This is a genomic window from Caballeronia sp. LZ034LL, assembly GCF_031451215.1.
GTDB lineage: Bacteria > Pseudomonadota > Gammaproteobacteria > Burkholderiales > Burkholderiaceae > Caballeronia.
In genome coordinates, this window is sequence record NZ_JARUXR010000001.1 from 2,723,285 (window position 1) to 2,744,348 (window position 21,064).

30 protein-coding genes are annotated in these 21,064 nt (G+C 61.2%); 2 read left to right on the plus strand and 28 right to left on the minus strand.

What is annotated here, in order from left to right; translation table 11 throughout:
- Window positions 1-26: 26 nt before the first annotated feature.
- The 5 genes from msrQ to QCE83_RS12475 all read right to left on the minus strand — a co-directional run bounded on the left by msrQ (window position 27) and on the right by QCE83_RS12475 (window position 6,137).
- Window positions 27-671, minus strand: a complete 645-nt coding sequence (msrQ, locus tag QCE83_RS12455) for a protein-methionine-sulfoxide reductase heme-binding subunit MsrQ (protein WP_309810324.1) — start codon at window positions 669-671, stop codon at window positions 27-29.
- Window positions 672-674: 3 nt separating this feature from the next.
- Window positions 675-1,673, minus strand: coding sequence for a protein-methionine-sulfoxide reductase catalytic subunit MsrP (msrP, locus tag QCE83_RS12460; protein WP_309810327.1), 999 nt, complete (start codon window positions 1,671-1,673; stop codon window positions 675-677).
- 150 nt (window positions 1,674-1,823) lie between these two features.
- Window positions 1,824-3,026 carry a c-type cytochrome biogenesis protein CcsB gene (gene ccsB / locus QCE83_RS12465; protein WP_309810330.1) on the minus strand — a complete coding sequence of 401 codons (1,203 nt, stop codon included), beginning with the start codon at window positions 3,024-3,026 and terminating at the stop codon, window positions 1,824-1,826.
- 4 nt (window positions 3,027-3,030) lie between these two features.
- On the minus strand, window positions 3,031-5,262 hold the full coding sequence (locus tag QCE83_RS12470; protein ID WP_309810333.1) for a cytochrome c biogenesis protein ResB: 2,232 nt from the start codon (window positions 5,260-5,262) through the stop codon (window positions 3,031-3,033).
- 200 nt (window positions 5,263-5,462) lie between these two features.
- On the minus strand, window positions 5,463-6,137 hold the full coding sequence (locus tag QCE83_RS12475) for a c-type cytochrome (RefSeq protein WP_309810335.1): 675 nt from the start codon (window positions 6,135-6,137) through the stop codon (window positions 5,463-5,465).
- Between the two features lie 312 nt (window positions 6,138-6,449).
- On the opposite strand from QCE83_RS12475, the gene yihA reads away from it, so the two are divergent.
- Together yihA and hemB are read left to right on the plus strand one after the other, a co-directional pair.
- Window positions 6,450-7,112, plus strand: coding sequence for a ribosome biogenesis GTP-binding protein YihA/YsxC (gene yihA / locus QCE83_RS12480; RefSeq protein WP_309810338.1), 663 nt, complete (start codon window positions 6,450-6,452; stop codon window positions 7,110-7,112).
- A gap of 254 nt (window positions 7,113-7,366) precedes the next feature.
- Window positions 7,367-8,365 carry a porphobilinogen synthase gene (hemB, locus tag QCE83_RS12485; RefSeq protein ID WP_309810340.1) on the plus strand — a complete coding sequence of 333 codons (999 nt, stop codon included), beginning with the start codon at window positions 7,367-7,369 and terminating at the stop codon, window positions 8,363-8,365.
- A gap of 57 nt (window positions 8,366-8,422) precedes the next feature.
- On the opposite strand, the gene dsbD is transcribed toward hemB, so the two are convergent.
- The 23 genes from dsbD to rplP all read right to left on the minus strand — a co-directional run bounded on the left by dsbD (window position 8,423) and on the right by rplP (window position 21,064).
- Window positions 8,423-10,252 carry a protein-disulfide reductase DsbD gene (dsbD, locus tag QCE83_RS12490; RefSeq protein WP_309810343.1) on the minus strand — a complete coding sequence of 610 codons (1,830 nt, stop codon included), beginning with the start codon at window positions 10,250-10,252 and terminating at the stop codon, window positions 8,423-8,425.
- Complete coding sequence (gene cutA, locus QCE83_RS12495) at window positions 10,245-10,577, minus strand: divalent-cation tolerance protein CutA (RefSeq protein ID WP_309810346.1); 333 nt, start codon at window positions 10,575-10,577, stop codon at window positions 10,245-10,247. The genes dsbD and cutA overlap by 8 nt, the downstream gene beginning before the upstream one ends.
- A gap of 187 nt (window positions 10,578-10,764) precedes the next feature.
- Entirely contained in the window at window positions 10,765-11,160 is a 396-nt protein-coding gene (gene rplQ / locus QCE83_RS12500) for a 50S ribosomal protein L17 (protein WP_309810348.1), read from the minus strand.
- Window positions 11,161-11,306: 146 nt separating this feature from the next.
- Window positions 11,307-12,284: a DNA-directed RNA polymerase subunit alpha gene (locus QCE83_RS12505; protein ID WP_008344045.1), complete on the minus strand. Its 978-nt coding sequence runs from the start codon at window positions 12,282-12,284 to the stop codon at window positions 11,307-11,309.
- Window positions 12,285-12,418: 134 nt separating this feature from the next.
- The gene (rpsD, locus tag QCE83_RS12510; RefSeq protein WP_309810351.1) at window positions 12,419-13,042 is read right to left on the minus strand and encodes a 30S ribosomal protein S4; all 624 of its coding nucleotides are present in this window, start codon (window positions 13,040-13,042) and stop codon (window positions 12,419-12,421) included.
- 159 nt (window positions 13,043-13,201) lie between these two features.
- Window positions 13,202-13,606, minus strand: a complete 405-nt coding sequence (gene rpsK, locus QCE83_RS12515) for a 30S ribosomal protein S11 (RefSeq protein ID WP_006052224.1) — start codon at window positions 13,604-13,606, stop codon at window positions 13,202-13,204.
- Between the two features lie 28 nt (window positions 13,607-13,634).
- Window positions 13,635-14,000, minus strand: a complete 366-nt coding sequence (gene rpsM, locus QCE83_RS12520; RefSeq protein ID WP_008344037.1) for a 30S ribosomal protein S13 — start codon at window positions 13,998-14,000, stop codon at window positions 13,635-13,637.
- Window positions 14,001-14,041: 41 nt separating this feature from the next.
- Window positions 14,042-14,158, minus strand: a complete 117-nt coding sequence (rpmJ, locus tag QCE83_RS12525) for a 50S ribosomal protein L36 (protein WP_004199844.1) — start codon at window positions 14,156-14,158, stop codon at window positions 14,042-14,044.
- A gap of 20 nt (window positions 14,159-14,178) precedes the next feature.
- Window positions 14,179-14,397, minus strand: a complete 219-nt coding sequence (gene infA / locus QCE83_RS12530) for a translation initiation factor IF-1 (RefSeq protein WP_004521905.1) — start codon at window positions 14,395-14,397, stop codon at window positions 14,179-14,181.
- An 8-nt stretch (window positions 14,398-14,405) separates the two neighbouring features.
- Window positions 14,406-15,752: a preprotein translocase subunit SecY gene (secY, locus tag QCE83_RS12535; protein ID WP_309810356.1), complete on the minus strand. Its 1,347-nt coding sequence runs from the start codon at window positions 15,750-15,752 to the stop codon at window positions 14,406-14,408.
- A gap of 41 nt (window positions 15,753-15,793) precedes the next feature.
- Window positions 15,794-16,228, minus strand: a complete 435-nt coding sequence (gene rplO, locus QCE83_RS12540; protein ID WP_087049863.1) for a 50S ribosomal protein L15 — start codon at window positions 16,226-16,228, stop codon at window positions 15,794-15,796.
- A gap of 29 nt (window positions 16,229-16,257) precedes the next feature.
- Complete coding sequence (gene rpmD / locus QCE83_RS12545; RefSeq protein WP_050454145.1) at window positions 16,258-16,440, minus strand: 50S ribosomal protein L30; 183 nt, start codon at window positions 16,438-16,440, stop codon at window positions 16,258-16,260.
- Window positions 16,441-16,450: 10 nt separating this feature from the next.
- Complete coding sequence (rpsE, locus tag QCE83_RS12550) at window positions 16,451-16,969, minus strand: 30S ribosomal protein S5 (RefSeq protein WP_061170928.1); 519 nt, start codon at window positions 16,967-16,969, stop codon at window positions 16,451-16,453.
- Window positions 16,970-16,983: 14 nt separating this feature from the next.
- Complete coding sequence (rplR, locus tag QCE83_RS12555; RefSeq protein WP_008343872.1) at window positions 16,984-17,349, minus strand: 50S ribosomal protein L18; 366 nt, start codon at window positions 17,347-17,349, stop codon at window positions 16,984-16,986.
- Window positions 17,350-17,361: 12 nt separating this feature from the next.
- Window positions 17,362-17,895, minus strand: coding sequence for a 50S ribosomal protein L6 (gene rplF, locus QCE83_RS12560; protein ID WP_309810367.1), 534 nt, complete (start codon window positions 17,893-17,895; stop codon window positions 17,362-17,364).
- Window positions 17,896-17,913: 18 nt separating this feature from the next.
- Window positions 17,914-18,309: a 30S ribosomal protein S8 gene (rpsH, locus tag QCE83_RS12565; protein WP_035506756.1), complete on the minus strand. Its 396-nt coding sequence runs from the start codon at window positions 18,307-18,309 to the stop codon at window positions 17,914-17,916.
- 14 nt (window positions 18,310-18,323) lie between these two features.
- Complete coding sequence (gene rpsN, locus QCE83_RS12570) at window positions 18,324-18,629, minus strand: 30S ribosomal protein S14 (protein ID WP_008343864.1); 306 nt, start codon at window positions 18,627-18,629, stop codon at window positions 18,324-18,326.
- Between the two features lie 7 nt (window positions 18,630-18,636).
- Window positions 18,637-19,176 carry a 50S ribosomal protein L5 gene (rplE, locus tag QCE83_RS12575; protein ID WP_087049859.1) on the minus strand — a complete coding sequence of 180 codons (540 nt, stop codon included), beginning with the start codon at window positions 19,174-19,176 and terminating at the stop codon, window positions 18,637-18,639.
- Between the two features lie 14 nt (window positions 19,177-19,190).
- On the minus strand, window positions 19,191-19,499 hold the full coding sequence (rplX, locus tag QCE83_RS12580) for a 50S ribosomal protein L24 (protein ID WP_309810373.1): 309 nt from the start codon (window positions 19,497-19,499) through the stop codon (window positions 19,191-19,193).
- A 9-nt stretch (window positions 19,500-19,508) separates the two neighbouring features.
- Window positions 19,509-19,877, minus strand: coding sequence for a 50S ribosomal protein L14 (gene rplN, locus QCE83_RS12585; RefSeq protein ID WP_006998478.1), 369 nt, complete (start codon window positions 19,875-19,877; stop codon window positions 19,509-19,511).
- A 296-nt stretch (window positions 19,878-20,173) separates the two neighbouring features.
- Window positions 20,174-20,446 (minus strand): 30S ribosomal protein S17, encoded by a 273-nt coding sequence (gene rpsQ / locus QCE83_RS12590; protein WP_309810376.1) that lies wholly within the window; start codon window positions 20,444-20,446, stop codon window positions 20,174-20,176.
- Complete coding sequence (gene rpmC, locus QCE83_RS12595; protein WP_309811713.1) at window positions 20,443-20,637, minus strand: 50S ribosomal protein L29; 195 nt, start codon at window positions 20,635-20,637, stop codon at window positions 20,443-20,445. The genes rpsQ and rpmC overlap by 4 nt, the downstream gene beginning before the upstream one ends.
- 10 nt (window positions 20,638-20,647) lie before the next feature.
- Window positions 20,648-21,064, minus strand: coding sequence for a 50S ribosomal protein L16 (gene rplP, locus QCE83_RS12600; RefSeq protein WP_309810379.1), 417 nt, complete (start codon window positions 21,062-21,064; stop codon window positions 20,648-20,650).

Sequence of the window (21,064 nt, forward strand, 5' to 3'; positions counted from 1 at the left end):
AAAGCGATGCCTCGGCATCGCTTTTTTTATGCGCGCCGGCCGCGCGTCCGGAGCCACGCGATCACGCGCCAGCCGAGCAGCACGATCACGATCGCGCCGTAGATCTTCGGCAGTTCGAGGTCGTGCTTGCCCGCCTTCATCCACCAGAAATGCAGGATGGCGAGCGTGGCGACCAGATAGATGATCCGGTGCAGCGCCTGCCAGCGCCGTCCGAGCTTGCGCACCATCGCTTTCGGCGACGTGGCCGCGAGCGGGATCAACAGCACGAACGCCGCAAATCCCACCGTGATGAACGGCCGCTTGCCGATGTCCTTCAGCATCTCGGCGACATCGAACCATTTGTCGAACCAGATATACGTCGTGAAGTGCAGCATGGCGAAGAAGAATGCGTACAGGCCGATCATGCGCCGGAAACGCAGCAGCGCCGCGACGCCGGTGAGCCGCCGCAGCGGCGTGACCGCCAGCGTGATGCACAGATACACGAGCGTCCAGAGTCCGGTCGAACGCGTGATGAATTCGATCGGATTCGCGCCCAGTCCGCCGGTCACGCCGAGCAGGATCAGGCGCGCGAGCGGAAACAGCATCGCGACGAACACCACGACCTTGACCGGCACGATCCATCTCGGACCGGCCGCGGCGCGCGTGCTCTTGATCTGGGAAGCGGACGACATCGTTCAGAAGTTCTTCTTCAGGTCCATGCCCGTGTACAGCGAGGCGACCTGATCGCCGTAGCCGTTGAACATGAGCGTCTTGCGCTTGGGCGTGAAGAACCCGTCTTCGCCGATGCGCCGCTCGGTGGCCTGGCTCCAGCGCGGATGATCGACGTTCGGATTCACGTTCGAGTAGAAGCCATATTCGCTCGATGCGTAGAGATTCCAGCTCGTGGGCGGCTGCTTCTCGACAAAGCGGATCTTCACCAGCGACTTCGCACTCTTGAAGCCGTACTTCCACGGCACGACCACGCGCACCGGCGCGCCGTTCTGGTTCGGCAAGACCTGTCCATACAGGCCGACGGTCAGCAGCGTGAGCGGGTTCATCGCCTCGTCCATGCGCAGGCCCTCGGAGTACGGCCATTCGAGGATCGGCGTCGAGAGACCCGGCATCTGCGACGGATCCGCCAGCGTGATGAACTGCACGTACTTCGCGTTGCCCGTCGGCTCGGCGCGCTTGATGAGTTCCGAGAGCGACACGCCGATCCACGGAATCACCATCGACCAGCCTTCGACGCACCGCAGCCGGTACACGCGCTCTTCGAGCGGCGCGAGCTTCAGCAGGTCGTCGATGTCGTACACCTTCGGGTTCTTGATCGCCCCTTCCACCGATACCTTCCACGGCCGCGGACGCAGCGTGCCCGCATGTTCGGCGGGATCGCCCTTGTCGGTGCCGAACTCGTAGAAGTTGTTGTAGCTCGTGATGTCCTTGAACGGCGTGGCCTTGTCCAGCGCGACGAACTTCGGATTGGTCGTCGCGGCGAGTTTCTGGCCGCGCGCATCGGGCGACGTGAGTGTCGCGTGCGCGGTGCTGCTCATGCCGCTCATGCCGGCGAGGCCCGTCGCAGCGAATGCGCCGATCGAGCGCAGCGCGCGCCGCCGGTTCTCGAACACCGCTTGCGGCGTGATTTCATGCCGCGCGATGTCGTCGCCATAAAGACTGCGGTTTCGTTTGATCCACATCCCGATTGCTCCTGAACGGCCGCGCAGACGCGCAGCCCATGCATTCATATACGGTGAAACAGCAGTTTGGATGCCCGTATTCCAGCGTCGCATAAAAAAACCGCCAGCGAAATGCATGGCGGTTTTCTTCTCGCTTCACGGCAAGACAAATCAGAGCTTGCCGTAGCTGTGCAGGCCGGACAGGAACATGTTGACGCCGAGGAACGCGAACGTCGTGACGACGAGCCCCGTCAGCGCCCACCATGCGGCGGCGGCGCCGCGCAGGCCCTTCATCAGACGCATGTGCAGCCAGGCCGCGTAGTTCAGCCAGACGATCAGCGCCCAGGTTTCCTTCGGGTCCCAGCTCCAGTAGCCGCCCCAGGCTTCCGCGGCCCACAGCGCGCCGAGAATCGTCGCGATGGTGAAGAACGCGAAGCCGACGGCGATCGACTTGTACATCACGTCGTCGAGCACTTCGAGCGGCGGCAGGCGGTCCGCCAGGAAGCCGCGCTGCTTGGCGAGATAGGCCACCGAGACCATCGCCGACAGTGCAAAGCTGCCGTAGCCGATGAAGTTCGCCGGCACGTGGATCTTCATCCACCAGCTTTGCAGCGCGGGCACGAGCGGCTGGATCTGCTGTGCGTCGCGGGCGATCGAATACCACATCAGGAAGCCCACCGCGGCGGTGATCACGAGCAGCACGAATGCGCCCATTTGCCGCGTCGAATAATGCTGCTCGTAGTAGAGATAGAACAGCGCCGTGATCAGGCAGAACAGCACGAACACTTCGTACAGGTTCGAGATGGGAATATGGCCGACATCCGTGCCGATCAGGTACGACTCGTACCAGCGCACCATCAGCCCGGTGAAGCCCATCAGCACCGCGAACCAGGTCATGCGCGAACCGATCGCGCCGCCCGTCTGCGAGCGCGTCACGAGGCCGATCCAGTAGAACACCGTCGCCAGCACGAACAGCGCGCTCATCCACAGGATCGCCGACTGGCTCGACAGGAAATACTTGAGGAAGAAGTTGGTGTCAGCGCGCGCGAGGTCGTGCTGGTAGAGCTGGATCGAGAACAACGCCAGCACGGCGATCATCGCGATCAGCAGGCGCACCGGTTTCCAGCGCCAGCCGAGCGTAACGAAGGTCGGCACGGCGGCGACCAGCACCGCCATGTCATACACGTCCATGTGCGCGTGATAGCGGTTCAGCGCGAAACCCGCGCCCGCGACCATGGCGAGTGCAAACAGCCAGTCGATGACGGTGAGCCTGCGGAGAAACGGGCGATCGTCGAAAGCGGCGACATCGGGAAGACCCGAAGCCGGACGATCGGTCTTGAGAGGAGCGTGGGAGGAAGACTGTGTGAGGTCCATGATCTTACCGTGTTGAAACTTCCGAGCTCGATGTCTCAGATTGCGAATGCCCGGACGCATCCGATGGCGGGGCCGCGTCAGTCGGCGCGGCGGGTTGGGCGTCGAGCGCTGCGGCAATCCGCGCACGGGTGCGCACGAATTCCTTCTCGAAGTCGAACGTGCGGCGCGCCGTGGACATCGCCATCAGCACGCTGGCGCCGCCCTGCCCCGAGTCCTTGAGCCAGAACCACAGGCGCCGTTCGCGCACGTAAAACATCGAGAAAATGCCGACTACCAGCAGAAGGCTGCCAAGATACACCAGATTTTTACCCGGCGCGCGCGTCAACTGGAATACCGAAGCCTGCACCTGCTTGAAGGTGTCCAGTTGCAGGAAGACCGGAGAACCGTACAGAAAGCTGTCGGAAAGCGCATTGATCGACGACTGTATGAATGCGCTGTTCTTCTCGTCCACCTTGGCGGCCGGCTGGCCGTTCTGCTCGCGGGCAATCTGCCAGACGTCCCACATCGCGCCTTCGAGCATGCGCATCAGCAGACCCGCGGCTTTCTCCTGTTCAGCCTTCGGCACCGATTTGTCGATGAAACCCGCGATGCTCTGGAAACCGCCAACCATCTGCGGATTCGGAGCAGCCTTGCCGGACTCATCCGCGCCCGCGAACAGGTTCAGCACGCGGATGGCGCTCTCCTCGAGATGCTTCTGCAGCTCGACATTTTCCTGCGGCACCGAACGCTGCGCGAAGCGCTGCGCCGCCTCGGTCCGCGTCGCCGGATTCGCGAGCGCCGCGCGCAAGTCCATCCATTGCTTGACGGTGCCCTGCTCGTCGGCGGGAATGCGCAGGTAGCGGAACGGATCGTTCGGGCTCAGGCGCATGCCGGCAAGGAACATCTGCTGGCCGCTGACATCGACCGGCAGCATGTAGTTGCTGTACTCGCGCGCCTGGCCATCCGTGCCGCGCACCTTGTATTGCACCGACGGACCGATGTTCCGCAGGTCGGTCGGCCGGGACGTCTTCGCGCCGGAGCCCAGGCGTTCGTCGAAGGCATCGCGCAGCGTTTCCTTCTTGCCGACGCCGCGCGCGTCCGGAGCACCGTTGCCGTCCGTCATGTTCTCGACGTTGATGGCGCGGAAATCCGTGAACTCGACCGTTTCACCCTGCGCGCCCTTGAACTGCGTGCCGATGGGCGCCGTGCCGCCGATCGTGCCCGTGAAAGGCTCGGTCTTCGCGCTGCTGCCGGTCATCGGCCACGCGGTCATGTCGAGCTTCGAGCCGCCGTCCTGGAAGCTCGACTGATAGATCGAGATGCCGTCGTAGGTGAAGGGCTTGTTCACCTCGACGCGCGCCGGGATGCGCTTGCCCGTCTTGTGATCGATCACGACGATATCGCTCGCGAACAGCTTCGGCATGCCGGTCGAGTAGTAATCGACGATGAACTTGTTCAGCTGGATGGAGAACGGCAGGTCCTGGATCACCGAGCCTTCCGGCTGGTTCAGGATGGCCGTGCCGACATACTGCCCTTCCGGCACCCACGCGTAGCCGCGGAAGGTCGGGTTGGACGTGGACAGGCGATGCTCGGGGGGAATGTCGTTGATGACCGCGTTGCTGTTGATCGGCGACTTGTTGAACATCCACATTTGCAGGCGGATGGGCAGGTTGCTGTCGAGCAGGCCGCCGAGACAGATCACCACGATCGCGAGGTGCGCTGAAATGTAGCCGATCTTCGTCATCGCGCCGCGCTTGCCGGCGATGAGCGTGGCGCCCGTGTCGGTCTGGCGCGTGACGGTGCGGTAGCCCATCTTCGCGGAGAGGCGTTCGAGCGTGGCCGCGGTGTGCGCGCGATCCGCCCGCACCGTGAATTCGCCCTTGTGATGGAACGCGCGCAGGCCGCCTTCGTGTACGCGGTCCTTCCAGCTCTTGATGTCCGCGATCATCTTCGGGCCGTTGCGGATCACGCACAGCGACACCGAGATCACGAGGAAGATCAGGATCAGCATGAACCACCATGCGCTGTACACGGTGTAGATGCTGAGGCCGCGGAAGATGTCCGCCCAGAACGGGCCGAACTGATTGACGTAGTTGGGATACGGGTCGTCCTGCGTGAGCACCGTGCCGATGATGCTCGCAATGGCCAGGATGACCAGCAAGGCGATGGCGAAGCGCATCGAACTCACGAGTTCGACGAAATGCCTGACGGCGCGGCGACTCGACTTCGACTGCATTCCCGATGTGGTGACGCTCATTCAAACTCCGGCTGGACAGCAAAAAAGGGTGGAGACGCTGACGGTCTGTCAGACCGACGTCCCACCCTTTTTCTTGTTTTCGCGCCGGTCTTCTCGGACGTGTCCGGGACCGGCTTCGTAGTATGGGCGATTCCCGTCTTGCGCGCTGGGAACCGCTGGACGCTGACTGCTGCGCGTTTAGTGGCGATCGCTTCTCGCGATCAATGCAACCCGGCGATGTAGTCCGCCACCGCCTTCATCTCCGCTTCATTCAGGCGGGAGGAGATCTGGTGCATGGGCTCGCTGTTGGCGCGTTGTCCCGATGCGAACGCGTTCAACTGCGCGACCGTGTAATCGCCCCACTGCCAGGACAGCCGCGGATACTGCACCGGAATGCCCATGCCCGTGGCGCCGTGACACGCGGCACAGGCCGGTACGCCCTTGTCCGCAATGCCGCCGCGATAGATCTTCTGACCCAGCGCGACGTCGTTCTTGTCGCGTGCGTAATTGGGCTTGGCCTTCTGTTGCGAGAAGTAGGCTGCGACGTTCAACATGTCCTGATCCGACAGCGCGCCTGCAATGCCTGCCATGATCGGGTTGTTACGCGCCGGCGCCTTCGCGCCCGGCTGCGTCTTGTAATCCTTCAACTGCTTGACGATGTACTCGGCGTGCTGCCCCGCGAGCTTCGGGAACGCCGCGCCGGCGCTGTTGCCGTCGGCCCCGTGACATGCCGCGCACACCTGCGTGGCGATGGCCTGCCCCCTCGTGACATCCGGCTTGGCCGGCTGCGCGGGCTCCGCCGCGTTCACTGACATCGATACCGCCAGACCACTCAAACCTGCACCGAAAGCCGCCGCTGCCCGAATCACCACCAGAGACCTGTACAGTCGGTTCATTCGCGTACCCTGTTTTTCGTCTTGTGAGAATGTGAGGTTCTGCAAAAAACGACGGCGATCAATGGTCGCCGCAAGAGTCCCGAACTCGCCGAACGATGAGGCGCCAGAACGCCTCCAGTGTGTCTCGCTCCGATCCCATAAAAGCTGTGGGTGCCGCTTGCGGCTTGGGTCTTGCGTGCCCGTGCTGATCTTCAAAAATCCGTCGTATTGTACAATAACCCGCTGCACGCAAAGACGCCAGTCGGGGCATGCCCAGTATTTGCCGGGTTCTCAAGGCTTTGGTTTTCGCAGCTTCTTCGATGGAACCCGCCCATGTCATTCCTGCTTCACCAATCCCGCTTCTTTACCACCGTCAATCATCTGCGCGATCTGCCGCCCACGCCGCAGCCCGAAATCGCATTCGGCGGACGCTCGAACGCCGGTAAATCGACGGCCATCAACATCCTGTGCAACCAGAAGCGGCTCGCCTTCGCGAGCAAGACACCCGGGCGCACGCAGCATATCAATTACTTCGCCATCGGGCCGCAGGCCGCGCCGGTGGCCTATCTGGTCGATCTCCCGGGCTACGGTTATGCCGAAGTGCCCGGCGCCGCGAAGGAACACTGGCAACGCCTGCTGTCTACCTATCTGCAAAGCCGCGCCCAGCTGCGCGGCATGATCCTGATGATGGACTCGCGCCGGCCGCTGACCGAGCTGGATCGCATTATGATCGACTGGTTTGCGCCCACCGGAAAGCCGATCCACGCCCTGCTCACGAAATGCGACAAATTGACGCGACAGGAGATGACCAATACGCTGCGCGCCACCAAGAAGGCGTTCGCGGAGTATCGGGATGCGGGCTATCGCGGCGAATTGAGCGTCCAGCTTTTCTCCGCGCTCAAGCGCACCGGCCTCGATGAAGCGCATGAACTGATCGAAAGCTGGCTGATGCCCGAGGAAGCGGGTGAGAACACGCAGGAAAGCACGCCGGAATGATGCAACGGGCGCACGCCCGAACATAAAAAAACCCGCCGCATGACGGCGGGTTAACAGCCTGATCGAATCTCGACAGGCGCCCGCTCAGGGAGGAGAAGCGGGGAGTCTAGCGACAAGCGCCTCGCTCGATCGGTATGATATACCATTGACCGGGAACGGTTTCAGACGTGCCCAAGTGCTTGTTTGACAAGGATTTACACGTTTTCGAAGCCGCTTTTTGGCATCCTCTGCAGATCACTCACTCGAGTCAAGACATGAGCTTCTATCCCCATCATCGCCCGCGCCGCATGCGCCGCGATGACTTCTCGCGTCGCATGATGCGCGAGAACATCCTCACCACGAACGACCTCATCTATCCCGTATTCATCGTCGAAGGCACGAACGAGCGTCAGGCCGTGCCGTCGATGCCCGGCGTCGAACGCACGTCCGTCGATCTGCTGATGATGGTCGCGGAGCAATGCGTCGAACTGGGCGTGCCGGTGCTGTCGCTGTTTCCGGCGATCGAGCCGTCGATCAAGACGCTCGACGGCCGCGAAGCCACCAATCCCGAAGGCCTGATCCCGCGCGCCGTCCGCGAGCTGAAGAAGAACTTCCCGATGCTCGGCGTGCTAACCGACGTCGCGCTGGACCCGTACACGAGCCACGGCCAAGACGGCGTGCTCGACGAAGAAGGCTATGTGAAGAACGACGAGACCAGCGAGATTCTCGTCGAGCAGGCGCGCACGCAGGCTGAGGCGGGCGTGGACATCGTGGCGCCGTCGGACATGATGGACGGCCGTATCGGCGCGATTCGCGAGATGCTCGAAAGCGACGGCCACATTCACACGCGCATCATGGCCTACGCCGCGAAGTACGCGTCGGCGTTCTATGGTCCGTTCCGCGACGCCGTGGGCTCCGCCGCGAATCTCGGCAAGAGCAACAAGATGACGTATCAGATGGATCCGGCCAACACCGACGAAGCCATGCGCGAAGTGCGCATGGACATCGAGGAAGGCGCGGACATGGTGATGGTCAAGCCAGGCATGCCGTATCTGGATATCGTGCGTCGCGTGAAGGACGAGTTCCGCTTCCCGACGTATGCGTATCAGGTCAGCGGCGAGTACGCGATGATCAAGGCGGCCGCGCAGAACGGCTGGATCGATCACGACAAGGTCATGATGGAAGCGCTGCTCGCGTTCAAGCGCGCCGGCGCCGATGGCGTGCTGACCTACTTCGCGCTCGATGCTGCGAGGATCCTGCGGGCGTCGAAGTAACGCTGTGCTGACGCGATGAAAGAAGGGCGATGCTTGATGGCATCGCCCTTCTTTTTTTTATCCGTTCGCCGGACCGAGCTTGTCGAGGCTCTTCAGGAACGTATCCGCCGATTCGTAGCCCACCACCCGCGCGACTTCGTTGCCTTGTGCGTCGAAGAAGATGATGCCCGGCGGCCCGAACAGACCGAAGCGCTTGAGCAAGGTCTGATCGTCGGCGTTGTTGGCGGTCACGTCGGCCCGCAGAAGATTGAGTTGTGCGAGGCGCGCTTGCACGCGGGCATCGGAGAAGGTCAGCTTCTCCATTTCCTTGCAGGACACGCACCAGTCGGCATAGAAATCGAGCATGGCGGGCCGCGCCGCCGCTTTCACCGCCGTATCCAGTTGCGCCGACGAACGCACGGGCGCGAAGATCGGTCCCGCCGTTTGCGCGCTCGTGGCAGCTGAAGCATCGCCGCGCGCGGCCAGTATGGCGAGCGGGCGCAGCGGATCGCTCGAGCCGGCGGCGAGGCCGACGATCAGCGTCGCTGCCCAGATCGCCAACGCCGCGCCCAGGCCGCGTCCGAGCCGCTTCCAGATGCCGGACGGGACGTTGCCGCCCGGTGAGAACAGTCCGAGCGCCGCCGCCGCGATCAATAGCCACAGCGCGGCCAGCAACATCTGCACGGCGCCGCCGAGCACCGGCCAGACGATCCACAGCGCAGCCGCCAGCAGCACGACGCCGAAGAACACCTTCACGCCGTCCATCCAGACGCCGGCGCGCGGCAGGATCGAACCCGCGCCGAGCCCGATCACGAGCAAGGGCACGCCGAGCCCGATGCCCATCGCGAACAGCGCCGCGCCGCCGAGCAGCGCGTTGCCCGTATGCGCAATGAAGGCGAGCACGGCAAACAACGGCGCCGTCATGCACGCGCCGACGACCAGCGCGGACAGCGCGCCCATCACGGCCACGGCGGCGAACTTGCCGCCGCCGCGCTTTTGCGACGCCTGGTTCACGCCGCTCTGCCAGCGTTCAGGCAGCGCGATGTCCATTCCGGAGATGAGCGCCAATGCGAACGCCGCGAGCAGCACGCCGAACGCGCCGAGGACCCACGGGTTCTGCAGCCACGCACCGAGGCTCTGACCGACCAGCGCGGCCGCGATGCCGAGCACGGTATAGACGAGCGCCATGCCGATCACATACGACACTGACAGCGCGAAGCCGCGTCCCCGCGTCACGCGCGCGCCCTCGCCGACGATGATGGCGGAGAGAATCGGGATCATCGGATACGAGCACGGCAGGAGGCTCAGGACCATGCCCGCCAGGAAGTACAAGCCGACGACCGTGAAGAAGCCGCCGCCCTCCAGCATGGACTGCGCATAGTCGGCGCTCGTCGCGCGTTCGAACCAGGAGGTGTGGGTGTCCGTGGACGGTGCGTTGGCGGTTGCGGCCGGCTGGAGCGCATCGCCTTTCACGCGATACGTTTTCTCCATCGGCGGATAGCAAATGCCCTGGTCCGCGCATCCCTGCGAGGTCACCGCGAGCTCGAACGGCCCTTTCGCCTGCGTGACGGGAACGCGGATCGACAGCTCGCCGCGATACGTCTCGACGTCCTTGTTGAACGTTTGATCGAAGTGGACTTTTCCCGGCGGGAGTTGCGCAGTGCCGATCGTCGCGTCGCCGCTCTTCACGGCAAACGCGAACCGCTCGCGGTACATGTAGTAGCCGTCCGCGATCTTGTAGCGCACGTCGACCTCACCAGGCTTCTCGGATGCGCTGAACTTGAAGGCGACGGAGGGATCGAGGAAGTCGTCAGCGGCGTGAGCGCCTCCCGACAGCAGCACGAACGCACTGAGAAGCATGAACGCGGCGAGGATCCGGCGCGCGACGAAACGAGGAAGCTCAAACATGAATAGGGCGCTGCGTTTCTGCGTTGACCCATTGGCCATAATCCGGCGATGCATCGACCTGCCAGACCAGGATTTCGGGGGTTTCATAAGGATGATGGGCGCTCACGAAGCGCTGCAGTTCGTCTGCCCGCGCGACGCTCGTCTTGAACAGCAACTGAACCTCGTGCGCGGTTTCCAGCGCATTCTTCCAGTGATAGTGCGAGACCACGACGCCCTGATTCGTCACGCACGCGGCGAGACGTGCGCCAAGTACTGCTTGCGCCAGCGTGTCCGCGGCGGCGGCATCGGGCAGCGTCGACAGCATCAGGACAACGGGAACATTCACTCGGTAACTCCAGGACGGCGACGCGGCATCTTGCGTATCGTAGCATCGGGAGGAAAGGCCCACCTCGAACGTCCGGCGCGCCGAAAAGCCGCAGCCGGGAGGGCGCAGGCAGCGGATCGCAGCCGAAAAGCAAAAAGGCCAAGCTGTGAGCCTGGCCTTTTCGTGTGACTACGTGCTGCAGCGAAGCTTATTCCGCTTCTTGCACGTCTTCAGCTTCTTCGACTTCCGGACGATCCATCAGCTGGACCAGTGCCATCGGTGCGTTGTCGCCGACGCGGAAACCGAACTTCAGGATGCTGAGGTAGCCGCCCGGACGGTTTGCGTAGCGCGGGCCGAGGACGTCGAACAGCTTCGTGACCGAATCGCGATCGCGCAGGCGGTTGAACGCCAGGCGACGGTTCGCGAGCGACGGCTTCTTGCCCAGCGTGATGAGGGGCTCGACGACCTTGCGCAGTTCCTTGGCCTTCGGGAGCGTCGTCTTGATGACTTCGTGCTCGATGAGCGAGTTCGACATATTGCGGAGCATTGCCAGACGATGGCTGCTCGTGCGGTTCAGTTTCCGCAGACCATGCTTATGACGCATTTGAGTTCCTTAACGAGTTTAGAGCCAGCTCTTCTATTGCGCCCCGGGACATCGGATGGGGAGCACGGGCCGGTCGGACAAAAAAGCAAGACGCGGATTTTAAAGGAAAATCCGCGTCCTTGCCAGTAACGCTTGAGACTTCGTGCTTACTTGTCGAGACCAGCCGGCGGCCAGTTTTCGAGCTTCATGCCGAGCGTCAGACCACGCGAAGCCAGAACTTCCTTGATTTCGTTCAGCGACTTGCGGCCCAGGTTCGGCGTCTTCAGCAGCTCGTTTTCCGTGCGCTGAATCAGGTCGCCGATGTAGTAGATGTTCTCGGCCTTCAGGCAGTTCGCCGAGCGAACCGTGAGTTCGAGGTCGTCCACCGGACGCAGCAGGATCGGATCGATCTGCGGTGCACGCGACGGCGCTTCCGCAGCCGCTTCCGTGCCTTCCAGCGCCGCGAACACCGACAGCTGATCGACCAGAATGCGCGCCGACTGGCGGATCGCTTCTTCCGGCGAGATCACGCCATTGGTTTCGATGTTCATGACGAGCTTGTCGAGGTCGGTACGCTGCTCGACACGCGCGCTTTCCACTGCGTAGCTCACGCGGCGAACCGGCGAGAACGAAGCGTCCAGCACGATACGGCCGATGATCTTGGCCGACTCTTCGCCGTAGCGGCGCACGTTGCCCGGCACATAGCCGCGGCCTTTCTCGATCTTGATCTGCACGTCGAGCTTGCCGCCCTTCGACAGGTGAGCGATCACGTGCTCGGGATTGATGACCTCGCAGTCGTGCGCGAGCTCGATGTCCCCGGCCGTAACAACGCCTTCGCCTTCCTTGCGCAGCGTCACCGTGACTTCGTCGCGGTTATGCAGCTTGAAGACCACACCCTTCAGGTTCAACAGCAGGTTGACCACATCCTCTTGCACACCGTCGAGCGTCGAGTATTCGTGCACGACGCCTGCGATCGTCACTTCGGTCGGCGCGTAGCCGATCATCGACGACAGCAGCACACGCCGAAGCGCATTACCCAAGGTGTGGCCATAGCCGCGTTCGAACGGCTCCATAACCACTTTCGCGTGGTTCTCACCAAGCGATTCAACTGCAATGATCTTGGGCTTCAACAAACTGGTTTGCATAGGTTTTCCTTTTCAATACCCTCGGCTCGTTACACCGATAAGGCTGACCGGTGACAACCTGAAAATAAACAGCCGAGGCCACCTCTTGCCACGAGCAATCAGGCTCCCCGGCTGTCCATCCGTTACCGCCGCGATTAACGCGAATACAATTCGACGATCAGGCTTTCGTTGATGTCACCGGCGATGTCGCTACGCTCGGGCATCGACTTGAACGTGCCTTCGAACTTCTTTGCATCGACCGAGACCCAGCTCGCCATTCCGCCTTGCTCTGCCAGCGACAGGGCTTCGACGATACGAGCCTGCTTGCGCGACTGTTCGCGCACGGACACGACGTCGCCCGACTTGACTTGCAGCGACGGGATGTTCGCGACCTGGCCGTTCACCATGATCGACTTGTGGCTGACGAGCTGACGTGCTTCTGCGCGCGTCGAGCCGAAGCCCATGCGATACACCACGTTGTCGAGACGCGACTCGAGCAACTGCAGCAGGTTTTCGCCCGTCGGGCCCTTGCGGCGGTCGGCTTCAGCGAAGTAGCGGCGGAACTGACGTTCCAGCACGCCGTAGATACGCTTCACTTTCTGCTTTTCGCGCAACTGGGTGCCGTAGTCGGACGTACGCGCGCCCGAGGTGCGGCCATGCTGGCCGGGCTTGCTGTCGAGCTTGCACTTGTCGGCGAGCGAACGGCGTGCGCTCTTCAGGAACAGATCGGTGCCTTCACGGCGGGAGAGCTTGGCTTTGGGACCGGTATAGCGTGCCACTTTGCATCCTTAAAAATTGATCACGCAGACGTCACTGCAACGTCCATCTGCGCTAGTCCGAACCCTTTGGGTCGAACGGTGGGCTTAGTCAAACTTCATAACGCACGAAACCCGCCGATACTCGCGCATCGACAGGAAACATGCGGTCGCGTCGTCGACTTAGATACGACGGCGCTTCGGCGGACGGCAACCGTTGTGCGGGACCGGCGTCACGTCGGAGATCGCGGTGATCTTGATGCCAAGACCATGCAACGCGCGCACCGCCGATTCACGGCCAGGACCAGGGCCCTTGATCCGCACTTCGAGGTTCTTCACGCCGTATTCCATTGCCACACGGCCTGCCGATTCGGCTGCGACCTGGGCTGCAAACGGGGTCGACTTGCGCGAACCCTTGAAGCCCTGACCACCGGAGGTTGCCCATGCAAGCGCATTACCTTGACGGTCGGTGATCGTGATAATGGTGTTGTTGAACGACGCGTGAACGTGAACCACGCCCTCGGCGACGTTCTTCTTGACCTTCTTGCGAACGCGTTGCGCCGCGGAGTTGTTCGAAGCCTTAGCCATTACGTTTTCCTGTAACTGTCAGTTCCGCTTACTTCTTCAGCGATTGCGCTGCACGACGCGGACCCTTGCGGGTACGGGCATTCGTGCGCGTACGCTGGCCACGCAGGGGCAGACCCTTGCGATGGCGCATGCCGCGGTAGCAACCCAAGTCCATCAGGCGCTTGATGTTCATCGTCACTTCACGGCGCAGATCGCCTTCGACGATGAACTTGCCCACTTCGTCACGCAGCTTTTCGAGGTCTGCGTCAGTGAGGTCCTTGACCTTCTTCGAAAATTCAACACCAGCGGCGGTGCAGATGCCGCGCGAACGCGTGCGACCGATGCCGAAGATTGCCGTCAGGCCGATCTCGGTATGCTGGTGATTCGGGATGTTAACCCCTGCGATACGAGCCATTGTTTTTCCTCAAACAAAAAGCGCAAGCAAAAGCGCGGCGTTCAGCCTTGACGCTGTTTGTGGCGCGGATCAGAGCTGCAAATCACGCGCACAACGCCCTTGCGCTTGATGATCTTGCAATTGCGGCAAATGCGCTTAACCGATGCCATCACTTTCATGATATTACCCTTTTTTCAAATCACTTCGCCCGGAACACGATCCGCGCACGAGACAGATCGTAAGGCGTCAATTCAACCGTAACCTTGTCGCCCGGCAGGATGCGGATGTAGTGCATCCGCATCTTTCCGGAAATATGACCCAGGACGACATGGCCATTTTCCAATTTCACCCGGAAAGTAGCGTTGGGAAGGTTTTCGATGACCTCACCCTGCATCTGGATAACATCGTCTTTGGCCATGGTCCTAATCAACGCATCGGGACGTTGCCACCCTTGAAGTTGGCCTTCTTGAGCAGCGATTCATATTGTTGCGACATAACGTACGACTGCACCTGAGCCATGAAGTCCATCGTGACGACGACAATGATCAGCAGCGACGTTCCACCAAAATAAAACGGCACGTTCCAGCGCAACACCAGAAACTCAGGCAGCAGGCACACGAATACGATGTAGATCGCCCCCGCCAGCGTCAGACGCGTGAGGATGCGGTCGATATATCGTGCAGTCTGATCGCCCGGACGGATACCCGGAACGAATGCACCGCTCTTCTTCAAGTTGTCGGCGGTCTCCCGGCTGTTGAACACCAGTGCGGTGTAGAAGAAGCAGAAGAAGACGATCGCCAACGCATACAGCAGCACGTACACAGGTTGACCAGGCTTCAGGGCCTCGGCCACGTTGTGCAGCGTGTTCGCGAACCAGTTGGTGCGCGAACCCGAACTGAACCAGTTCAGGATGGTTGCCGGGAAGAGGATGATCGACGACGCGAAGATCGGCGGAATCACACCCGACATGTTCAACTTCAGCGGCAGATGAGACGACTGTCCGCCGTAAATCTTGTTACCGACCTGGCGCTTCGCATAGTTCACGAGGATCTTGCGCTGACCGCGTTCAATGAACACGACCAGATACGTGACCGCCGCGATCAGCACGACGATGATGATCGCCGAGATGATGCTCATCGAACCGGTGCGAACCAGCTCGAACAAACCACCGATTGCGTTCGGGAAACCCGCCGCGATACCGCCGAAGATGATGATCGAAATGCCGTTGCCAAGACCGCGTTCCGTGATCTGCTCACCGAGCCACATCAGGAACATCGTGCCCGTCACCAGCGTGACGACCGTCGTCAGCCTGAACACCATGCCGGGGTCGAGTACCAGGCCGGGCTGATTTTCCAGCGCAACCGCGATACCGAACGCCTGGAAGGTCGCGAGCACCACGGTGAAGATCCGCGTGTACTGCGTGATCTTCCGTTGCCCCGCCTGCCCTTCCTTCTTCAGCGCCTCCATCTGCGGCGACACGATCGACAGCAACTGCATGATGATCGACGACGAGATGTAGGGCATGATGCCCAACGCAAAGATCGTGAACCGTGAAAGCGCGCCACCCGAGAACATGTTGAACATGCCGAGGATGCCGCCTGACTGGCTTTGGAACAGCTTCGCCAGTTGGTCCGGATCGATGCCGGGAACCGGAATATGCGCACCAATGCGGTAGACGATCAACGCCAGCAGCAGGAACACTGCCCGCCGGCGCAAATCGCCAAATTTCGCCGCGCTTCGACCGGTTTTTGCGAGACTCGGGCTGTTAGCCAAGAACCTTCTCCGATGCTAGTGCTAGTAACGGCGAAAGCGCGTTACTCGGCGAACGAGCCGCCAGCGGCTTCGATTGCAGCGCGGGCGCCCTTCGTTGCCGTCAGGCCCTTCACCGTAACCTTGCGGGTGATCTCGCCGGTCTTGATGATCTTCGCGCTCTTGATGAGCTCGCCGACCAGACCTGCTTGCTTCAGCGCCAGAAGATCGATTTCGTCGACCGGCAGCTTTTCGAGATCGGCCAGGCGCACTTCACCGACAAATTCCTTCGTCAGCGACGTGAAGCCGCGCTTCGGCAGACGGCGCTGCAGAGGCATCTGACCGCCTTCGAAGCCGACCTTGTGAAAGCCGCCCGAACGCGATTTCTGACCCTTGTGGCCGCGACCTGCAGTCTTGCCCAGGCCCGAACCGATGCCGCGACCGACGCGACGCTTTGCGTGCTTCGCGCCTTCTGCCGGCTTCAGGTTATTCAATTCCATGTTCAACTCCTTGGATCCGTAGGTCGCGCTCAGGCGATGACCTTAACGAGGTACGAGACCTTGTTGATCATCCCGCGCACTGCCGGCGTGTCCTGCAACTCGGAAACCGAGTTCAGACGACGCAGGCCGAGGCCACGCACCGTAGCGCGGTGCGTTTCGCGGGTCCCGATCAGGCTCTTCACGAGCTGAACCTTGACAGTTTTTTCAGACATGGTGACCACCTTAGCCCAGAATGTCTTCGACGGACTTACCACGCTTCGCCGCGATGTCAGCCGGCGTCGATTGCTTGCGCAGACCGTCCAGCGTGGCACGAACGAGGTTGTACGGGTTCGTCGAACCGTGGCTCTTGGCCACGACGTTTTGCACGCCCATCACGTCGAACACGGCGCGCATCGGGCCGCCGGCGATCACGCCAGTACCATCCTTCGCCGGAGCGAGGAGGACTGCCGAGGCGCCGTGCTTGCCGTGCACTTCGTGTTGCAGCGTGCCGTTCTTCAGGGGCACCTTGAACATGTTGCGGCGGGCTTGTTCCATTGCCTTCTGAACGGCAACCGGAACTTCCTTTGCCTTGCCCTTGCCCATGCCGACGCGGCCATCACCGTCGCCAACCACGGTCAGTGCGGCGAAGCCGAGAATCCGGCCACCCTTCACGACCTTGGTCACGCGGTTGACCGAAATCATCTTTTCGCGCAGGCCGTCGTCGCGTTCGTCAGCCTGAACTTTCGCTTGCATCTTTGCCATGACGAATTCTTCCCTTAGAACTTGAGCCCGGCTTCACGCGCCGCATCAGCCAGCGCCTTCACGCGGCCGTGGTAGCGGAAACCCGAGCGGTCAAAGGCGACGGATTCGATGCCGGCTGCCTTGGCCTTTTCGGCGATACGCTTGCCGATCAGGGTCGCAGCGTTGACGTTGCCGCCCTTGCCCGACTTGTCGGCCAGTTCGGCACGCACTTCAGCTTCCAGCGTCGAGGCGCTTGCCACGACCTTCGTGCCGCATGCCGAGAACACTTGCGCGTAGATATGCGTATTCGTGCGATGCACGGCCAGACGCGGAACCTGCAGCTCAGCGATCTTGATACGCGTCTGACGAGCGCGGCGCAGGCGAGATTGAGTCTTATCCATGATTGCGCACCCTTACTTCTTCTTCGTTTCTTTGAGGATCACAACCTCGTCGGAATAGCGCACACCCTTGCCCTTGTAAGGCTCCGGCGGGCGATAGCCGCGCACTTCCGCCGCGGTCTGTCCGACTTTCTGCTTGTCGATCCCCTTGATCACGATTTCGGTCTGCGACGGGGTTTCAGCCTTGATGCCTTCCGGCATCTGGTGCACCACGGGGTGCGAGAAACCCAGCGACAGGTTCAGCTTGTCGCCTTGCGCTTGCGCACGATAACCAACGCCAACCAGCGTCAGCTTGCGCTCGAAACCCTTGGTGACGCCCTGCACCATGTTCGCCACCAGGGCGCGCATCGTGCCGGACATCGCGTTTGCTTCGCGGCTTTCATCCGTCGGAGCGAGTTGCAGCGTGCCGTTCTCGTTCGTCAGGCTCACCAGCTTGTTGGCCGGCTGCGAGATCGTACCGAGCGGGCCCTTGACGGTGATGACGTCGCCCTTGACGGCCACTTCGGTGCCTTGCGGCAACGCGATCGGGCTCTTACCTACTCGAGACATGTTTCTTCTCCTTAGGCGTTAAGCGACGTAGCAGATAACTTCGCCGCCGACGCCGTTCTGGCGCGCCTTGCGGTCGGTCATCACACCCTTCGGCGTCGACACGATTGCAACGCCGAGGCCGTTCATGACCTGCGGAATGTCGTTGCGACCGCGGTACACGCGCAGGCCAGGCTTCGAAACGCGCTCGAGGCGTTCGATGACCGGGCGGCCGGCGTAGTACTTCAACGCGATATTCAACTCGATCTTCGCGCCTTCAGCCTTCACCGCGAAATCGTCGATATAACCTTCGTCCTTCAAAACCTGCGCAATCGCAACCTTGACTTTCGACGAGGGCATAGTCACCGAAACCTTCTCGACCATCTGCGCATTGCGGATGCGAGTCAGCATATCGGCGATAGGATCACTCATGCTCATTTATGTTTCTCCTATTACCAGCTCGCCTTGGTGAGGCCAGGGATTTCGCCGCGGAAAGCGATTTCACGAATCTTGCCGCGTGCGAGTCCGAACTTGCGGAACGTGCCACGCGGACGACCCGTGATCGCGCAGCGGTTACGCTTGCGAGTGGGGTTCGAGTTACGCGGCAGTTGTTGCAGCGCCAGACGCGCGAGGTAGCGCTCTTCGTCCGACTTGCTTGCGTCGTCGATCACAGCCTTCAGCTCAGCACGCTTCGGAGCGTACTTGGCTGCCAGGCGCGCGCGCTTCTTTTCACGTTCGATCAGTGCCAGTTTAGCCACGGTAACCTCAGTTTCTGAACGGGAACTTGAAGCCGGCGAGCAGCGCCTTTGCTTCATCGTCAGTCTTCGCGGTAGTCGTGATGCTGATGTTCAGCCCACGCAGCGCGTCGATCTTGTCGTAGTCGATTTCGGGGAAAATGATCTGCTCTTTCACACCGATGTTGTAGTTGCCACGACCGTCGAATGCACGGCCCGACACGCCACGGAAGTCGCGCACACGGGGGAGCGCAACAGTCACGAAACGGTCGAGGAATTCGTACATCGCTTGGCCGCGCAGCGTGACCATCGCGCCGATCGGGTAGCCCTGACGAATCTTGAAGCCTGCGATTGCCTTGCGCGCCTTCGTGATGACCGGCTTCTGGCCGGCGATCTTCGTCAGGTCGCCCACGGCGTTTTCGATGATCTTCTTGTCAGCGACGGCTTCGCCAAGGCCCATGTTCAGGGTGATCTTGGTGATACGCGGCACTTCCATGATGGACTTGTAGCCGAACTTTTCCACCAGTTGCGGCACAACCTTTTCTTTGTAAATCTCTTGCAGACGAGCCATTTTTTAACTCCGCGTCAGGCGTTGAGCGTGGCGCCGGTCGACTTCAAGAAGCGAACCTTCTTGCCGTCTTCGACCTTGATGCCTACGCGTGACGCCTTGCCATTCGCGTCGATCAAAGCGACGTTCGAAATATGCAGCGGCATCGACTTGGCTTCCACGCCGCCTGTCGTTCCCTTCATCGGGTTCGGCTTCACGTGCTTCTTGACGAGGTTGATGCCCTCGACAGTCACACGGTCTTCCGCAACGACGAGCACGGTACCGCGCTTGCCCTTGTCTTTGCCGGCTGTGACGATGACTTCGTCACCCTTGCGAATCTTGTTCATCGCGACTCCTTACAGCACTTCCGGCGCGAGCGAAACGATCTTCATGAATCGTTCGCTACGCAGTTCACGCGTAACCGGCCCGAAAATACGCGTGCCGATCGGCTCGAGCTTCGTGTTCAGCAGAACGGCGGCATTGCCGTCGAACTTGATGAGCGAGCCATCCTGGCGACGCACGCCCTTGGCCGTACGAACGACCACGGCGTTGTAGATTTCGCCCTTTTTCACGCGTCCGCGCGGCGTCGCTTCCTTGACGGTCACCTTGATGATGTCGCCAATGCTTGCGTAACGACGCTTCGAGCCGCCGAGCACCTTGATGCACATGACTTCACGCGCACCCGTGTTGTCGGCCACTTCAAGCCGAGTTTCGGTCTGGATCATGGTTTATCTTTCCCAACTTAATCCGATTGCACCACCATGGCGCAGCCGGTCAGTCTTGGTCCCGTCAGCCAAATGGCTGCTTGGGTTAGAACAGGCAGCAACGGCAGACGAAACCCGCCATCGCAATCCGGTGAATCTGTCGACTCAGGCTGGCGCCCAAGCCGGCTTCCCCCACCAATTTCGCCCGCGACGGGGCTCCCACAAAGAGGGAAGACCGAGATTATAACAAACAATCTCGGTCTTGCAAGCGAAACTTACTGCGATACAACTACTTACAGCATCGCCGAGAATCGGCTTCAGATCACGCGAGCCGCTTCAACCAGCTTCGACACAACCCAGGCCTTCGTCTTCGAAATCGGACGGGTTTCCTGGATTTCGACGAGATCGCCTTCGTTGTACGTGTTCGCGTCATCATGCGCGTGGTACTTCTTGGAGCGCACGACGTACTTGCCGTAGATCGGATGCTTCACGCGGTGCTCGACCAGCACGGTGACCGTCTTGTCCATCTTGTTGCTGACGACCTTGCCGACCAGAGTCCGCTTGAGCGAGGTTTTTACGCTTTCGTTCATTTCTGGTTCGCCTTCTCAGTCATGACGGTGCGCACACGCGCGATGTCGCGACGGACCTTCTTCAGCTGGCTCGTGTTGGTGAGCTGCTGGGTCGCGAGTTGCATGCGCAGGCCGAATTGCGCCTTCAGCAGGTCCGACAGCTCTTTGTTGAGCGCGGCCTGGTCTTTCTGGTGAAGTTCAGATGCCTTCATCATTTACTCCTTAGGCGCCGAGCTGACGCACGACGAAGTACGTCTTCAGCGGCAGCTTGGCTGCAGCCAGACGGAACGCTTCGCGCGCCAGTTCTTCGGTGACACCGTCCATTTCGTACAGCATCTTGCCCGGTTGAATTTCAGCGACGTAGTACTCCGGGTTACCCTTACCGTTACCCATACGCACTTCGGCCGGCTTTTGCGAAATCGGCTTGTCCGGGAAAATACGGATCCAGATCCGGCCACCACGCTTGATGTGACGCGTCATCGCACGACGCGCAGCTTCGATCTGACGGGCGGTCAAACGGCCGCGACCGATAGCCTTCAGGCCGAATTCACCAAACGACACTGCGTTGCCGCGCGTCGCCTTGCCGGTGTTACGACCCTTCTGCTCTTTGCGATACTTTCTGCGTTTCGGTTGCAGCAT

Coding starts and splice junctions, on each gene's coding strand:
- yihA (WP_309810338.1), top strand. CDS start 6,450: ATGTCATTCCTGCTTCACCAATCCCGCTTCTTTACCACCGTCAATCAT.
- msrQ (WP_309810324.1), bottom strand. CDS start 671: ATGTCGTCCGCTTCCCAGATCAAGAGCACGCGCGCCGCGGCCGGTCCG.
- rpsH (WP_035506756.1), bottom strand. CDS start 18,309: ATGAGCATGAGTGATCCTATCGCCGATATGCTGACTCGCATCCGCAAT.
- rplE (WP_087049859.1), bottom strand. CDS start 19,176: ATGGCTCGTCTGCAAGAGATTTACAAAGAAAAGGTTGTGCCGCAACTG.
- rpsK (WP_006052224.1), bottom strand. CDS start 13,606: ATGGCTAAGGCTTCGAACAACTCCGCGGCGCAACGCGTTCGCAAGAAG.
- rplF (WP_309810367.1), bottom strand. CDS start 17,895: ATGTCTCGAGTAGGTAAGAGCCCGATCGCGTTGCCGCAAGGCACCGAA.
- rpsM (WP_008344037.1), bottom strand. CDS start 14,000: ATGGCTCGTATCGCAGGGGTTAACATCCCGAATCACCAGCATACCGAG.
- rpmJ (WP_004199844.1), bottom strand. CDS start 14,158: ATGAAAGTGATGGCATCGGTTAAGCGCATTTGCCGCAATTGCAAGATC.
- rpsQ (WP_309810376.1), bottom strand. CDS start 20,446: ATGAACGAAAGCGTAAAAACCTCGCTCAAGCGGACTCTGGTCGGCAAG.
- dsbD (WP_309810343.1), bottom strand. CDS start 10,252: ATGTTTGAGCTTCCTCGTTTCGTCGCGCGCCGGATCCTCGCCGCGTTC.
- rplN (WP_006998478.1), bottom strand. CDS start 19,877: ATGATCCAGACCGAAACTCGGCTTGAAGTGGCCGACAACACGGGTGCG.
- hemB (WP_309810340.1), top strand. CDS start 7,367: ATGAGCTTCTATCCCCATCATCGCCCGCGCCGCATGCGCCGCGATGAC.
- rpmD (WP_050454145.1), bottom strand. CDS start 16,440: ATGTCTGAAAAAACTGTCAAGGTTCAGCTCGTGAAGAGCCTGATCGGG.
- rplQ (WP_309810348.1), bottom strand. CDS start 11,160: ATGCGTCATAAGCATGGTCTGCGGAAACTGAACCGCACGAGCAGCCAT.
- msrP (WP_309810327.1), bottom strand. CDS start 1,673: ATGTGGATCAAACGAAACCGCAGTCTTTATGGCGACGACATCGCGCGG.
- rpmC (WP_309811713.1), bottom strand. CDS start 20,637: ATGAAGGCATCTGAACTTCACCAGAAAGACCAGGCCGCGCTCAACAAA.
- rplR (WP_008343872.1), bottom strand. CDS start 17,349: ATGGATAAGACTCAATCTCGCCTGCGCCGCGCTCGTCAGACGCGTATC.
- rpsE (WP_061170928.1), bottom strand. CDS start 16,969: ATGGCAAAGATGCAAGCGAAAGTTCAGGCTGACGAACGCGACGACGGC.
- QCE83_RS12470 (WP_309810333.1), bottom strand. CDS start 5,262: ATGAGCGTCACCACATCGGGAATGCAGTCGAAGTCGAGTCGCCGCGCC.
- rplO (WP_087049863.1), bottom strand. CDS start 16,228: ATGGAATTGAATAACCTGAAGCCGGCAGAAGGCGCGAAGCACGCAAAG.
- QCE83_RS12505 (WP_008344045.1), bottom strand. CDS start 12,284: ATGCAAACCAGTTTGTTGAAGCCCAAGATCATTGCAGTTGAATCGCTT.
- ccsB (WP_309810330.1), bottom strand. CDS start 3,026: ATGGACCTCACACAGTCTTCCTCCCACGCTCCTCTCAAGACCGATCGT.
- infA (WP_004521905.1), bottom strand. CDS start 14,397: ATGGCCAAAGACGATGTTATCCAGATGCAGGGTGAGGTCATCGAAAAC.
- rplP (WP_309810379.1), bottom strand. CDS start 21,064: ATGCTGCAACCGAAACGCAGAAAGTATCGCAAAGAGCAGAAGGGTCGT.
- rplX (WP_309810373.1), bottom strand. CDS start 19,499: ATGAACAAGATTCGCAAGGGTGACGAAGTCATCGTCACAGCCGGCAAA.
- QCE83_RS12475 (WP_309810335.1), bottom strand. CDS start 6,137: ATGAACCGACTGTACAGGTCTCTGGTGGTGATTCGGGCAGCGGCGGCT.